The sequence below is a fragment of the Microterricola pindariensis genome, from assembly GCF_002936985.1.
Taxonomy (GTDB): Bacteria; Actinomycetota; Actinomycetes; order Actinomycetales; family Microbacteriaceae; genus Microterricola; species Microterricola pindariensis.
Genome location: NZ_MPZN01000017.1, coordinates 50694 through 64728, shown reverse-complemented (window position 1 = coordinate 64728; position 14035 = coordinate 50694). Strand labels below are relative to the sequence as shown.

10 protein-coding genes and 1 rRNA gene are annotated in these 14035 nt (G+C 69.7%); all 11 read left to right on the top strand.

Annotated features, from left to right (window positions below):
- Positions 1 to 85: 85 nt before the first annotated feature.
- The 11 genes from rrf to xerD all read left to right on the top strand — a co-directional run bounded on the left by rrf (position 86) and on the right by xerD (position 13979).
- A 5S ribosomal RNA gene (gene rrf, locus GY24_RS07265) occupies positions 86 to 202 on the top strand.
- Positions 203 to 310: 108 nt separating this feature from the next.
- Positions 311 to 2356 carry a primosomal protein gene (locus tag GY24_RS18065; protein WP_233279245.1) on the top strand — a complete coding sequence of 682 codons (2046 nt, stop codon included), beginning with the start codon at positions 311 to 313 and terminating at the stop codon, positions 2354 to 2356.
- Positions 2331 to 3413, top strand: a complete 1083-nt coding sequence (locus GY24_RS07250; protein WP_104475031.1) for an HAD-IIA family hydrolase — start codon at positions 2331 to 2333, stop codon at positions 3411 to 3413. Before GY24_RS18065 ends, GY24_RS07250 begins: the two co-directional genes overlap by 26 nt.
- On the top strand, positions 3410 to 3583 hold the full coding sequence (locus tag GY24_RS17855; protein ID WP_162842927.1) for a hypothetical protein: 174 nt from the start codon (positions 3410 to 3412) through the stop codon (positions 3581 to 3583). The genes GY24_RS07250 and GY24_RS17855 overlap by 4 nt, the downstream gene beginning before the upstream one ends.
- A gap of 3 nt (positions 3584 to 3586) precedes the next feature.
- Positions 3587 to 4399 carry a TlyA family RNA methyltransferase gene (locus GY24_RS07245; RefSeq protein WP_104475030.1) on the top strand — a complete coding sequence of 271 codons (813 nt, stop codon included), beginning with the start codon at positions 3587 to 3589 and terminating at the stop codon, positions 4397 to 4399.
- Positions 4400 to 4403: 4 nt separating this feature from the next.
- A complete protein-coding gene (locus GY24_RS07240; protein WP_104475029.1) occupies positions 4404 to 5324 on the top strand; it encodes an NAD kinase in 921 nt (306 codons plus the stop codon).
- Positions 5317 to 7020, top strand: a complete 1704-nt coding sequence (gene recN / locus GY24_RS07235; protein ID WP_104475028.1) for a DNA repair protein RecN — start codon at positions 5317 to 5319, stop codon at positions 7018 to 7020. The genes GY24_RS07240 and recN overlap by 8 nt, the downstream gene beginning before the upstream one ends.
- A 181-nt stretch (positions 7021 to 7201) precedes the next feature.
- On the top strand, positions 7202 to 10540 hold the full coding sequence (locus tag GY24_RS07230) for a lamin tail domain-containing protein (RefSeq protein WP_161498701.1): 3339 nt from the start codon (positions 7202 to 7204) through the stop codon (positions 10538 to 10540).
- Between the two features lie 104 nt (positions 10541 to 10644).
- Positions 10645 to 12336 (top strand): CTP synthase, encoded by a 1692-nt coding sequence (locus GY24_RS07225; RefSeq protein WP_104475026.1) that lies wholly within the window; start codon positions 10645 to 10647, stop codon positions 12334 to 12336.
- A gap of 15 nt (positions 12337 to 12351) precedes the next feature.
- On the top strand, positions 12352 to 13005 hold the full coding sequence (locus GY24_RS07220; RefSeq protein ID WP_104475025.1) for an NUDIX domain-containing protein: 654 nt from the start codon (positions 12352 to 12354) through the stop codon (positions 13003 to 13005).
- Positions 13006 to 13079: 74 nt separating this feature from the next.
- Complete coding sequence (gene xerD, locus GY24_RS07215; RefSeq protein ID WP_104475036.1) at positions 13080 to 13979, top strand: site-specific tyrosine recombinase XerD; 900 nt, start codon at positions 13080 to 13082, stop codon at positions 13977 to 13979.
- The last annotated feature ends 56 nt before the right edge of the window (positions 13980 to 14035 follow it).

Sequence of the window (14035 nt, the reverse complement as noted above, 5' to 3'; positions counted from 1 at the left end):
GAACACACAACCAACAGCACTGTGCCCTCGGGCACAGGGTGTTGAGCTTGTGCTTGTTCGATTCACTTTGATACATCAATAGTGTTTCGGCGGCCATAGCGAGAGGGAAACGCCCGGTCACATTCCGAACCCGGAAGCTAAGACTCTCAGCGCCGATGGTACTGCAGGGGGGACCCTGTGGGAGAGTAGGACACCGCCGGACTTACTTTGGAAAATGGCCACCCAGCAATGGGTGGCCATTTTTCGTTAAGTCATAATTGCCTAGGTGGCTGCGTTGCGCAGCGCCATTAACAGAGAACAGGAATGTACCGTGAGCGATTCTCCATCCCAGGGTCAGGGACCCGAGCGCGAGAAGCGTCCATCGCGGGACAGCCGAGGCAACGAGACTCGCAATAACAGCTCCGCACGTGCTCCGCAGCGCGATGGCGCGCAGCAGAAGCCGTGGGAGAAGCGCGATAGCGCCGACCGCCGGCCCGCCCGTGACGGTGAGCGCAAGCCGTGGGAGAACCGCAGCTCCAGCTCGTCCGCCGGTGGTGACCGTCGCCCGCCGCGTGATGGCGAGCGGAAGCCGTGGGAGAACCGCGACAGCAGCAGCCGTCCCGCCCGTGATGGCGAGCGGAAGCCGTGGGAGAACCGCAGCAGCAGTTCTGCCGGGGGAGACCGCCGCCCGCCGCGTGACGGTGAGCGCAAGCCGTGGGAGAACCGCGACAGCAGCAGCCGTCCCGCCCGTGACGGTGAGCGCAAGCCCTGGGAGAACCGCGACAGCAGCAGCCGCCCGCCGCGTGATGGCGAGCGGAAGCCGTGGGAGAACCGCGACGGTGGTGACCGCCGCCCGCCGCGCGATGGCGATCGTCGACCCCCGCGCGCCGGTGGCGAGCAGAAGCTCTGGACCCGCGATGGCGCCCCCGCGCGCAACGACCGTGAGGCAGAGCGTCAGGCCCGCTACGACGAGGAGATGACCGAGGAGCAGCGCCGTCAGCACGAGCTGCGCATGGTGCGCCCTCGTCACGACGACCCCGATCTGCCCGACGACGTGACCGCGAACGACCTCGACCGCGGCGCCCGGAACGAGCTCAAGACGCTCACCAAGGACAACGCCGAGTGGGTTGCCAAGCACCTCGCGATGGCTGCCCGGCTCATCGACGAAGACCCCGAGCTTGCGCACAAGCACGTTCTGTCTGCCGCTCGTCGCGCCGGCCGCATCGCCATCGTGCGCGAGACGCTCGCCGTCACCGCCTACGCCACCGGCGATTTCGCGCTGGCGCTGCGTGAGCTGCGCACTTACCGTCGCATCTCCGGCAAGAATGACCAGATCGCCTTGATGGTCGACAGTGAGCGCGGCGTGGGCCGACCTGACCGTGCCCTCGAGCTCGGCCGCAGCATCGACCGCACCACCCTGCCCGACTCGGTGCAGGTGGAGCTCGCGATCGCCATGTCTGGCGCCCGTCTCGACCTCGAGCAGCCGGAGTTGGCGCTCGTCGAGCTGGAGATCTCTCAGCTCGACCCGAACACCGCCTTCAGCTACAGCCCGCCGCTGTTCGCCGCATACGCCGAGGTGCTCGAGGAGCTCAGCCGCGATGCAGAAGCAGCCGAGTGGCGTGCCCGCGCCAATCGCGCGGCCGCCGCACTCGGTGCCGCCTACGGCGAAGACGGCGACGAGACCATCTCCGTCTACGAGGAGGAGCTCGACTACATCGACTTCGCCGACGAAGAGGGCGACGACGGCATCTTCGTGTCTGACGAGCCCGCCGCTGACGAGTCGACCGCTGACGAGTCGACCACTGACGAGTCGACCACTGACGAGCCCGTCGCCGACGAGACCGCGGTTGACGCACCCGCCGAGGCGGAGGCTGTCGACGCGACGCCCGTTGACACCGCGTCGATCAAGAACGTCTCCGCCGAGGACGAGGTTGCCGAGCTGCTCGGCGAGGACTCCGACGCCGAGGACTCCGACGCCGAGGACTCCGACGCCGAAAGCGCTGTCGTCGAGGCCGTCGCTGCCCCGAAGGCCAAGAAGGCCCCGAAGGCTGACAAGGTTGTGAAGGCCCCTAAGGTCGAGAAGCCTGTGAAGGCTGCCAAGGCCGAGAAGGCTCCGAAGGCCAAGAAGCCTGTAGAGGCCGAGAAGGTCGTGAAGGCTCCGAAGGTCGTGAAGGCCCCAAAGGTCGAGAAGGCTCCGAAGGCTCCGAAGGCCGAGAAGCCTGCACAGGCCGAGAAGCCTGCACAGGCCGAGAAAGCTGACAAGGCTCCGAAGGCCGACGAGGCCGTCGCCGCAGTGAAGGCTCCGAAGAAGGCGAAGGCCGTCAAGGCCGTCAAGGCCGACAAGGGCGACGATGGCGCTGTTCCGACGGAGAAGTAGTCGAGTGGCATCTGCAACGCCCCTGGACGGCGTCGACGTGCTGCTCGCCGACCTGGACGGCGTCGTGTACGCCGGCCCGACGGCGATCCCGCACGCCGTGGAGAGCCTGAACCAGGCCGCAGCGTCGCTGCGCGTCGGTTACATCACCAACAACGCCTCGCGTTCGGACGCCTCCGTCGCCGCGCACCTCAGCGAACTCGGCCTGAGCGTGCAGGCGGACGACGTCGTGACCTCTCCGCAGGCCGCGATGCTCCTGCTCTCCGGGCTCATCGAGCCCGGCTCGCTGGTGCTCGTCGTCGGCGGCGACGGGCTCGTCGTCGAGGTGGAGAAGGCCGGATTCCGGGTGACTCGCTCCGCGGATGATCTCCCTGCCGCCGTCGTGCAGGGCTTCGCGCCCGATGTGGGCTGGGCACAGCTCGCCGAGGCCGCCTTCGCCCTCGCGCCCACCGGGCCCGGTGCCGACATCCCCTGGGTGGCCACGAACACGGACTGGACGATTCCCGTCGCCCGCGGCATTGCCCCGGGAAATGGCACCCTCGTCTCGGCCGTGCACACCGCCGTCGGGCGGCTGCCGCTCGTCGCGGGCAAGCCGGAGGTGCCGATCTTCGAGGTCGCACGGGAGCGCTTCGCCGCCGAGAATGCCCTCTTCATCGGTGACCGGCTGGACACCGACATCCTCGGCGCGAACCGTGCTGGGATCGCATCCGTTCTCGTGCTCACCGGAATCGACAAGGCCAAGCAGGCCCTCGCCGCCGGGGCCGACATGCGTCCACAGTTCATCCTCAGCGACCTGCGCCAGCTGCACGAGCCGTACCCGGAGCCGGTGCTCTCCTCCGATGGCAGCCAGGCGACGGTCAACGCCGCCAGCGTTCGTCTGAACGGCAACGACGTGCAGATCGTCAAGCGTGGGGATGCCGGCATCGACCTGCTGCGGGCTGCCTGCGCCGTGATCTGGAACTCCGGGCGGGCAATCTACGGGCTGAATGTTCCGGAAGAGCTGTACGTCAACGGCGCCGCCGCGCCTCTGTCGGCGCCTGCCGGTAACGTGGCACTGTGACGACAGCAGAACACGAACTCCCGGTTGGCCCCGCACAGGCCGAGCTGGCCGCGCGCCTGCACGCTCTGGACGAGCAGCCGCTGGCCGAGCGCGCCGACGGCTATGTGCAGTTGCACGACGAGATGCGCGATCGACTCGAGGGCGGCGACGCCGCGGGAACGCAGGCCTAGACCATGACCGATCACATCGAGGGTGTGCGCCTGGACGCCGCGCTGGCCGAGCGGGGCCTGGCCCGCTCCCGCACACACGCCGCGACGCTCCTCGCCGACGGCCTCGTCACCGTCAACGGCAAGCCCGTCCTGAAGCCCGCCACCAAGGTGTTTCCCTCCCAGAAGATCGAGGTCGCCGGCGCAGACCATTACGTCAGCCGCGCGGCACACAAACTGATTGCCGCACTCGACGCCTTCCCTGTGCAGGTCTCCGGCGCCACCGTCCTCGACGCCGGCGCATCCACGGGCGGCTTCAGCCAGGTTCTGCTCGAGCGCGGTGCCGCCCGGGTGCTCGCCGTCGACGTCGGGCACGGCCAGCTCGCGCCGCAGCTCGCCGACGAGGAGCGGCTGACCCTGGTCGAGGGCTTCAACGTGCGTTACATGACCGCCGAGTCGCTGGCGGCCGCCAGCCGCTGGCCGGAGCGGCCGAGAGTTGTCGTCGGCGACCTCTCCTTCATCTCGCTCATCACCGTGCTGCCGGCCCTCGTCGAGACGGCCGCGGAGGGCGCCGACTTCGTGCTGCTGGTCAAGCCGCAGTTCGAGGTGGGGCGCACCGGCATCCGTGAGGGCGTCGTCAAGAACCCCGGCCTGCGTGCGGATGCCGTCAACGGCGTGCTCTGGGCCGCGCACGACCTCGGCCTCCGTACGGCCGGTCTCGTCGCCTCTCCGATCGCCGGCGGGTCCGGCAATCACGAATATCTGGTCTGGTTGAGCGCCACAATCGGCTCTGATCCGTCAGAATGGATCGACCGAGTCACAGCCACGACGGGAGCATGACGTTATGACGCCAGTGCAGCGCCCCATCCTCGTCGTCGCGCACACCGGCCGCCGTGACGCACTCGAGGCGGCCGTTGCCGCCTGCGCCCAGTTGCGGGCCGCCGGGGCCACCCCCGTCATCCCCGCCGACCAGGGTGATGACCTGCGCGCCTTCTTCCCCGACCACGGCGGATCACTGTTGACGCTCGGCGTCGACGTGCAGGCCGAGGACGTGGAACTCGTCATCGTGCTCGGCGGCGACGGAACGATCCTGCGCGCCGCGGAACTCGTGCGCGGGGCCTCGACCCCGCTGCTCGGTGTGAACCTCGGCCACGTCGGGTTCCTGGCCGAGAGCGAGCGCGACAGCCTGAGCGAGGCGATCAGCCGGGGACTCGCCCGCGACTACGTCGTCGAGGAGCGCATGACGCTCGCCGTGCGGGTCAAGCAGGGCGAGGACGTGGTCTACGAGACCTGGGCCCTGAACGAGGCGACCGTCGAGAAGGCGAGCGGGGAGCGGATGCTCGAAGTCGTCATCGAGATCGACGGCAGGCCGCTCTCCAGCTTCGGCTGCGACGGCGTCGTGATGTCCACCCCGACGGGGTCCACCGCCTACGCCTTCTCGGGCGGCGGCCCTATCGTCTGGCCCACGCTGGACGCCATGCTGCTCGTGCCGCTCAGCGCGCACGCCCTCTTCGCCCGCCCCCTGGTCGTCGGCCCGGAGTCCTCGCTCGCCGTCGAGGTGCTCGCCCGCACCTCCGCCTCCGGTGTGCTCTGGTGCGACGGCCGCCGCACCCGCGATCTGCCACCCGGCGCACGCGTCGTGGTGCGCCGCAGCCCCGTTCCCGTGCGGCTGGCCCGCCTGCACGAGGCGCCATTCACCGACAGACTTGTGAACAAATTCCAACTTCCGGTCACCGGGTGGAGAGGGCCTGTCGGTCGTGATTGAGGAACTGACGATTCGCGACCTGGGCGTCATCGCCGAGGCAGTATTGCCGCTCGGCCCGGGATTCACGGCCGTCACCGGTGAGACCGGCGCTGGCAAGACCATGGTCGTCTCCGCCCTCGGCCTGCTCCTCGGCGAGCGTGCCGACGCCGGTGCCGTGCGCCAGGGCCAGGCCCAGAGCTGGGTCGAGGGCCGCTGGGTGGTCGCCGAGGACGGCCCCGTCGCCGAACGCGTGCGCCTGGCCGGGGGAGACCTCGACGGGCCGGAGCTCTTGCTTGGCCGCACCGTCTCGGCCGAGGGCCGCAGCCGGGCCATCGTGGGCGGTCGACAGGCGCCCGCCGCCGTTCTCTCCGAGCTCGCCGACCACCTGGTGATCGTGCACGGCCAGTCGGAGCAGATGCGCCTGCGCTCGGCCACCGCGCAGCGCGAGGCCCTCGACCGCTTCGCCGGCGCCGACTTCGCGGGCGTGCTCGCCGACTACGGCCACGCCTACCGTCGCTGGCAGGCGAACGCCGAGGAATTGGCCAGGCTGCAGAGCGAGCGCGACCGCCGCTCACGCGAGGCCGAGGAGCTGCGCGAGGCACTGGCCGAGATTGAGGCCGTTGCCCCGCAGCCCGGCGAGGACAGCGAGCTCACCGAGCGCGCCGAGCGCCTCAACAACCTCGAGGAGCTGCGCCAGGCCGCCACGATCGCCCGCGAGCAGATCTCGGCAGAGAACGACGGCGGCGGCATCATCGAATCCCCGGACGCCGTCACCCTGATGAACGGCGCACGCCGGGCAGTGGAACGCGCCGCGGCGCACGACGCGACGCTCGGCCCGATCGCGGAGTCGCTGGCGAGCATCGAGTTCCTGCTGGCCGACGTCGTGGGTGAGCTCTCCAGCTACCTGGACGGCCTCGACACCGACGGCTCACGGGAGCTCGAGACGGTGCAGGAGCGTCGGGCCGAGCTCGCCGCCCTGGTGCGCAAGTACGGCAGCTCGCTCGACGAGGTGATCGAGGCCCTGGAGATCGGCAGCAGCAGACTGTTCGAACTCGACGGCGACGCCGAGCGCATCGCCGAGCTCGAGACCGCCGTCGCCACCGACCGTGACCTGGTGGAGCGCCTGGCCGCAGAGCTCAGCGCGCTGCGCGCCCTCGCCGCCGAGCGGTTCGCCCGCGAGGTCACGGCCGAACTCGGCCCGCTCGCCATGCCCAACGCCGAACTCTCCATCATCGTCAGCCCGCGGGATGAGCTGGGCGCATCCGGCGGTGATGCCGTCTCGATCCTGCTGAAGCCGCACGCCGGGGCAGACCCGCGACCGCTCGGGCGCGGCGCATCCGGCGGCGAGCTCTCCCGCGTGATGCTCGCGATCGAGGTCGTCGTGGCCGGCACGGACCCGGTGCCGACCTTCGTCTTCGACGAGGTGGATGCCGGCATCGGCGGCGCCGCAGCGATCGAGATCGGCCGCCGGCTCGCCCGGCTGGCCGAATCCGCCCAGGTCATCGTGGTGACCCACCTGGCCCAGGTGGCCGCGTTCGCCGAGAACCACCTCACCGTGGTGAAGGATCGCGACGGCTCCGTCACCGCCTCCAGCGTTCGCCAGTTGCAGGGCGATGAGCGCGTCGCCGAAATGGCGCGGTTGCTCTCCGGCCTGCCCGACTCGGCCAGTGGGCTGGAACACGCCCGCGAGTTGATCTCGTTGGCGCACAGCAGCTGATCCTTTCTCAAGGAATCCTCATTTTGACCCCCAAGCGGGGGTCGCGGGGGTGGGGTCGCCCTGCCAGTATTTGCCGTGGCACCATACCCGAAATGGTGCGAGTTCTCGCGCCCACCCAGCGCCAGTGCTCACGCATTCTCTTGAGAGTGGCGAATCAATGGCGATTCAACGTACCCGAGCTGTGGCTTTCGCTCTGACCCTGACCACCGCGTTCGGGGCGTTGGTCTTCGCCCCGGCGGCCCCGGCCCACGCAGATCCCGGCGGCATCGTGATCTCAGAGCTGAACTACCACGCCGTCTCCGACGTCGACGGCGACGACTTCCTTGAGCTGAGCAACACCAGCGCGGCCAGCATCGATGTCTCCGGCTGGTCCTTCAGCGCCGGAGTGACCGGCGCCTTCCCCGCCGGCACCGTCATCCCTGCGAACGGCTACCTCGTGGTGGGCAAGGACGCCGCACGGTTCCAGCTGACCTATGGGTTCGCCCCGGATGCGGTCTACGGCGGCAACCTCAGCAACAGCGGCGAGACCGTCACGCTCGTCGACGGCGGGCTCGCCGTCATCGACACCGTCACGTACGCGGATGTCGCCCCCTGGCCGACCTCGCCCGATGCCACCGGGCCCACGCTGGAGCTGCGCGATCTGCTCTCCGACAACACGCTGCCGGAGAGTTGGGGTGCGAGCCTGACGACCGGCGGCACCCCCAAGGCCGTCAACTCGCTCAACGGAACCGGCGTGCCGCCGGCCATCACCGAGACGTTGGCGACACCGGCCCGGCCAACACCGAGTCAAGCCGTGGTCGTCAGCGCTCGCCTGCAGCCGGGTTCGACGGCAACGCTGAGCTACAAGGTCATGTTCGCGGCCGACGTCGCCATCCCATTCCTGGATGACACGGCCAGCCCGGGCGGCGCCGGCGACGGCGTCTACGCCGCGACGATCCCCGCGCAGTCCGCGGGCAAGCTCATCCGCTATCGCATCGACGCCCTGGCCGGGAGCAAGGCCTACTCGATGCCCGCGGCCGGCGAATCGATGCGCTACCACGGCGTCGTGGTCAGGGACAGCGCGGCCACCAGCCAGCTGCCCGTCATCGAGTGGTTCATGGATGACGCCGTCTACGCCGACATCCTCGCCAACCACCGACTCGACGATGTCGCCGGTGCGGCCGTCTGGGCCTACAACGGCGAGGTGATCGACGGAGTGCAGATGAGTGTGCGCGGCAACTCCTCCCGCACCGACGCGAAGGTCAACTGGAAGGTGGTGATGCCGGCCGGCTACAAGTTCGACCTCGGCGGCCAGCTGCCGTACGCCCTCGACAAGTTCGCGCTGCAGAACTACTCGGCCAACTTCGCCGACGTCGGTTGGAGCACGGTGAAGGCGGCAGGGGCACGCGGGCTGAGCATCATCCCGGTGCGCACCCAGCGCAACGCGGCGTTCTGGAGCCTCGGCCGCATCATGGAGACGGAGGACGGCTCCTGGCGCACCGCGCAAGGAGTGAAAACCTGGGCCATCTACAAGGCCGACGGCGGCGCCGTGGGCAAGACCGCCTCGCCGGCGGCGCTCAAGGCCGCCCTCTGGCTCGACAAGAAGACGCGCGAGGACGAGGACTTCACCGACGTCTGGACGCTCAGCAACACGGTCGACGCCCCGGCGTCGGCCGCGCAGCAGGCCTGGATCTACGAGAACGTGAACGTGCCGGAGCTGATCAACTACATGGCGATCAACTCGATCATGCGCCACCAGGACAGCGGTTGGTACAACTGGTGGCTGGCCCGCGACACCGAGGGCACCGGGCGCTGGGAGATGTGGCACTGGGACCTCAACTGGATCTTCACGCTGCCCGCCTCGGACGGCAAAGGGCTCTTCCTCACGCCGGACACGTCGAACCGGTTCACGCAGGCCATGCTGAGATACCCCGAGTTCAAGGAGATGTTCTACCGGCGGCTGAGCACCCTGTCCGACCAGTTCCTGGCGGCGGGGCAGTTCGAGGCCCAGTGGGACGCGATCTCGGCCAAGACGACCCCAGAGTGGAACCTGGACCGCGCCAAGTGGGGCGGATACACCCCGGCCTCCGCACGCTCGGCCTTCGTCGCCGGCCTCGCCGACCGGCGGGCGGCCATCATCGGCAACACGGGCGCTGGCAAGCTCGTTCCGCCCGCCCAATCCGCCAACGCCGCGGTCGTGATCAACGAGATCCAGTACCACCCGGCCGGGACCGGCGGGGAGTTCATCGAACTCGCCAACCCGGGCGCCACGGCCGTGGACATCTCGGGCTGGACGATCGACGCCGTCGGCCTCACCATCCAGCCGGGGACCGTCGTGCCGGCCGGAGGGCGGGTGGTGTTCGTGGCCACCGACGTCGCCTTCCGCGCCGCACACACCGGCGCCAACCGCCTCGTCGGGGGAAGCTTCAGCGGCACGCTCGACGACGCCGGCGAGGCCGTCGTGCTGAAGGCGGGCACCCGCATCGTCGATTCCGTCAGCTACACGAACGCAGCCCCCTGGCCCGCCGCCGCCGACGGCACCGGTCCCTCGCTCGAACTGCTCTCGCCGACGGCCGACAACGCGGACCCGGCGAACTGGCGCGCGTCGTCGACGGTTCAGGGCACCCCCGGGCTGCCCAACACGCCGGATGCCGCCGCCAACGTCGCGCCGAGCGCAGCCATGACCACCAGCGCCACCGGCCTGACCGTCACCGTGAACGGCTCCACCTCGCGAGACCCGGACGGGACGATCGCCGGCTACGCGTGGAACTTCGGCGACAGCGGCACGTCGACCGGCGTCAGCGCGAGCCACACCTTCGCCACGGCCGGCACCTACACCGTCACGTTGACGGTGACCGACAACCAGGGGGCCACAGGCACGGCACGCGAGGTGCTCACGGTCGCGGCCACCCCGGGCGGTGCGTTCGCAGTTGACAGCTTCACGCGCACCGTCACCGGCGGGCTCGGCACGGCCGAGACGGGCGGGGTCTGGACGCCGCAGGCGAATGCGTCCTCCTTCGCCGTCAACGGCGGAGCGGCACGGGTCACCGCGAGATCCGGGACCAGCATGCGGGCATTCCTGAATGGGGTCTCCTCGACGGACACCGACGTCAAGACCACGATCTCCTTCCCGAGGCAGACCGCCAGCAGCATGTACGTGGGCGTGGTCGCCCGTCAGGTGGGCGCGGCCAGCTACGGTGCCCGTGTCGTCGTGAGCGCCTCCGGGACGGTTCAACTGCAGACCCAGCTGAACACGGACACGATCCTCCGATCGTCGAGCCTGGCGGGCATCAGCTTCGCGACGGGAGACAAGCTGAACCTGCGCGTGCAGGTCTTCGGCACCGCGCCGACGACGATTCGCGCCAAGGCGTGGAAGGCCGGCACGGCGGAGCCAGCCAGCTGGCAGCTGAGCTCGACCGACGCGACGGCGGCGCTGCAGGCGCCGGGCTCTGTCGGCCTGTACAGCTACCTCAGCAGCACGGCGAGCCCCAGCCCGGTCGTCGTGTCGTTCGACGATTTCAGGGCCGGACCGGCGAACTGAAGAGTGCCGGCGCGTGCGTCGGTTCGGGGTGGCGGCGCGCCGCCCCGGATCGATTCTGCGCACACTGGCCAACTTCAGGATCTGGCCTGATAGGATCGAGGCCCGTGGTGGATATTAGCGCGGACAACTCAAACGGCACGACCAAGCACATCTTTGTGACCGGTGGTGTCGTTTCTTCTTTGGGCAAGGGCCTGACGGCCGCGAGCCTGGGCAACCTTCTGACCGCGCGCGGTTTGCGCGTCGTGATGCAGAAGCTTGACCCCTATCTCAACGTGGACCCGGGCACGATGAACCCGTTCCAGCACGGCGAGGTCTTCGTGACCGACGACGGGGCTGAGACCGACCTGGACATCGGACACTACGAGCGTTTCCTGGACATCAACCTGAGCCAGGCCGCCAACGTGACGACCGGCCAGATCTACTCGACGGTGATCGCCAAGGAGCGACGCGGCGAGTACCTCGGTGACACCGTGCAGGTCATCCCGCACATCACCGACGAGATCAAGCGCCGCATGCGCCTGCAGGCCAGCGAGGTGCCCCAGCCCGACGTGATCATCACCGAGGTCGGCGGCACGGTCGGCGACATCGAGTCCCAGCCGTTCCTCGAGGCCGCCCGCCAGGTGCGCCACGAGCTCGGCCGCAAGAACGTGTTCTTCGTGCACGTCTCCCTGGTGCCCTACATGGGCGCCTCGGGCGAGCAGAAGACCAAGCCGACCCAGCACTCCGTCGCCACCCTGCGCTCGATCGGTATCCAGCCCGACGCCCTGGTGCTGCGCAGCGACCGCCCGGTGACCGAGAGCAACAAGCGCAAGATCGCCCTGATGTGCGACGTGGAGGAAGAGGCCGTCATCAACACGCCCGACCTCCGCAGCGTGTACGACATCCCCACCGTGCTGCACGCACAGGGGCTGGACGCCTACATCATCGAGCAGCTCGGCCTGGCCAAGGCCGGCGACGTGAACTGGGACGGCTGGCAGACGGTGCTCGACGCCGTGCACGAGCCCAAGCACGAGGTCACCATCGGCCTGGTCGGCAAGTACATCGACCTGCCGGATGCCTACCTCTCGGTGACCGAGGCGCTGCGCGCCGGCGGATTCGCCCAGCAGACCAAGGTCAACATTCAGTGGATCCCCTCCGACGAGTGCGAGACCGAGGAGGGCGCGGCCCGCAACCTCGCCCCGCTCGACGCCATCTGCGTGCCCGGCGGCTTCGGCGTGCGCGGCATCGAGGGCAAGCTCGGCGCCCTCACCTTCGCCCGTGAGAACGGCATCCCGACGCTCGGCCTCTGCCTCGGCCTGCAGTGCATGGTCATCGAGTACGCCCGCAACAAGGCGGGACTGCCCGGCGCCTCCTCGACCGAGTTCGACCCCGAGACCGGCTTCCCGGTCATCGCGACGATGGAGGAGCAGGTCGAGATCATCTCCGGCGGCGACCTCGGCGGCACGATGCGCCTGGGCCTCTACGAGGCGGCACTCGACGAGGGCTCGCTCGTGGCCGAACTGTACGGCTCGACCCTCATCACCGAGCGCCACCGCCACCGCTACGAGGTCAACAACAAGTACCGCGAGCAGATCGCGGCCGCCGGCCTCTCCTTCTCCGGCACCTCGCCCGACCGCCAGCTCGTCGAGTTCGTCGAGCTGCCGCGCGACCAGCACCCGTACTACGTGGCCACGCAGGCGCACCCCGAGCTGCGCTCGCGCCCGAACAACGCGCACCCGCTGTTCCGCGGTCTCGTCTCCGCAGCACTTGACCGCCAGCAGGCCAGCCGCCTGTTCGAGGTCAAGGATGCCGAGTAACGAGTAGCGACACGCATGCCACGCGCTGAGGAGCCCCGCGAACCGCTTGCCGACACCCGGCAGGCGGTGCGGGTGCTCTCCTCGAGCACCGTCTTCGACGGGCACGTCTGGGGCGTGCGCCGGGACCGCTTCGAGTACAACGACGCCGTCATCGAGCGCGAGTACGTCGACCACACCGGCGCCGTCGCGGTGCTCGCCATCGACGACGAGGAGCGCGTGCTGCTGATCAAGCAGTACCGTCACCCCGTGCGCACCCGCGACTGGGAGATCCCGGCCGGGCTGCTCGACATCCGGGGGGAGAGCCCGCTGCGCGCCGCGCAACGCGAACTCGCGGAGGAAGCCGACGTCGAGGCGGCCGAGTGGAGCGTGCTCAGCGAGTTCTACACCTCGCCGGGCGGCAGCGACGAGGCGATTCGCATCTACCTGGCCCGCGGCCTCAGCGCGACCGCCGAGCCGTTCCCGCGCAGCGAGGAGGAGGCGGACATCGAACTGCGCTGGGTCACCCTCGACGAGCTCGTCGACGCGGTCATGGCCAGGCGGCTGCAGAACCCCTCGCTGGTGATCGGCGCTCTCGCCGCGAACGTGGCCCGCTCGCGCGGCTGGCAGGGGCTGGATGCCGGCGATGTCAGCTGGCCGCGGCATCCGAAGAGCGAAGCACTCGGGGAATGAGCGCCGAGCAGGCCGAGCCGGTGCAGCAGGCCGACCTGCCCGGCCCGCTGCCGAGCCCCGCGCCGCCGACCCCGATGCAGCGTGCCGTGCAGAACTACCTGCGCCACGTGACCGTCGAGCGCGGCCTGTCGACGAACACGGTCGCCGCCTACCGGCGCGACCTCGCCCTGTACACGCTGTGGCTGGCGGGGGAGGGCATCGATGACCCGTCCGGCGTCACCGGCAACCACGTCGGCGCCTTCGTGCAACACCTCGGCACGCGCGAGGTGGAGCCGCTGAAGGCCTCCTCGATCGCCCGGGTGCTCTCCTCGGTGCGCGGCTGGCACCGCTTCCTGCTCGAGGAGGGGCAGACCGAGACGGATGTCGCCCACGAGACGAAGCCGCCCAAGCTCGGCAGCCGGCTGCCCAAGGCGATCAGCATCGAGCAGGTCGAGGCGTTGCTGAACGCCACCCGCGGCGACGAGGTGCAACAGCTGCGCGACTGCGCCCTGCTCGAACTGCTCTACGCCACCGGCGCCCGCGTCTCGGAGGCGGTCAACCTGAACGTCGACGACGTCATCGACCAGGAGGTCGTGCGGCTGCTCGGCAAGGGCGGAAAACAGCGCATCGTGCCGGTCGGCAGCTTCGCCAGGGCTGCGCTGGACGCCTACCTGGTGCGGGCCCGCCCGCTGCTCTCCCTCCGCGGCACGGCCACGCCCGCCCTGTTCCTCGGCCTGCGCGGCCAGCGCGTCTCCAGGCAGAACGCCTGGCTGATCATCCGCGCCGCCGCCGCCCGCGCCGGGCTCGACATCGAGGTCTCCCCGCACACCCTCCGGCACTCCTTCGCCACCCACCTGCTGGCGGGCGGGGCCGACGTGCGCGTCGTGCAGGAGCTGCTCGGCCACTCCTCGGTGGCCACGACACAGATCTACACGCTGGTCACGGCCGACACACTGCGCGATATGTACACGAGCGCCCACCCGCGCGCTCGCTAGAATCGTCTGAGTGCCCCGCGGCTGTGCCGCGTCGGCACTGCACAGGCAACAGTTTG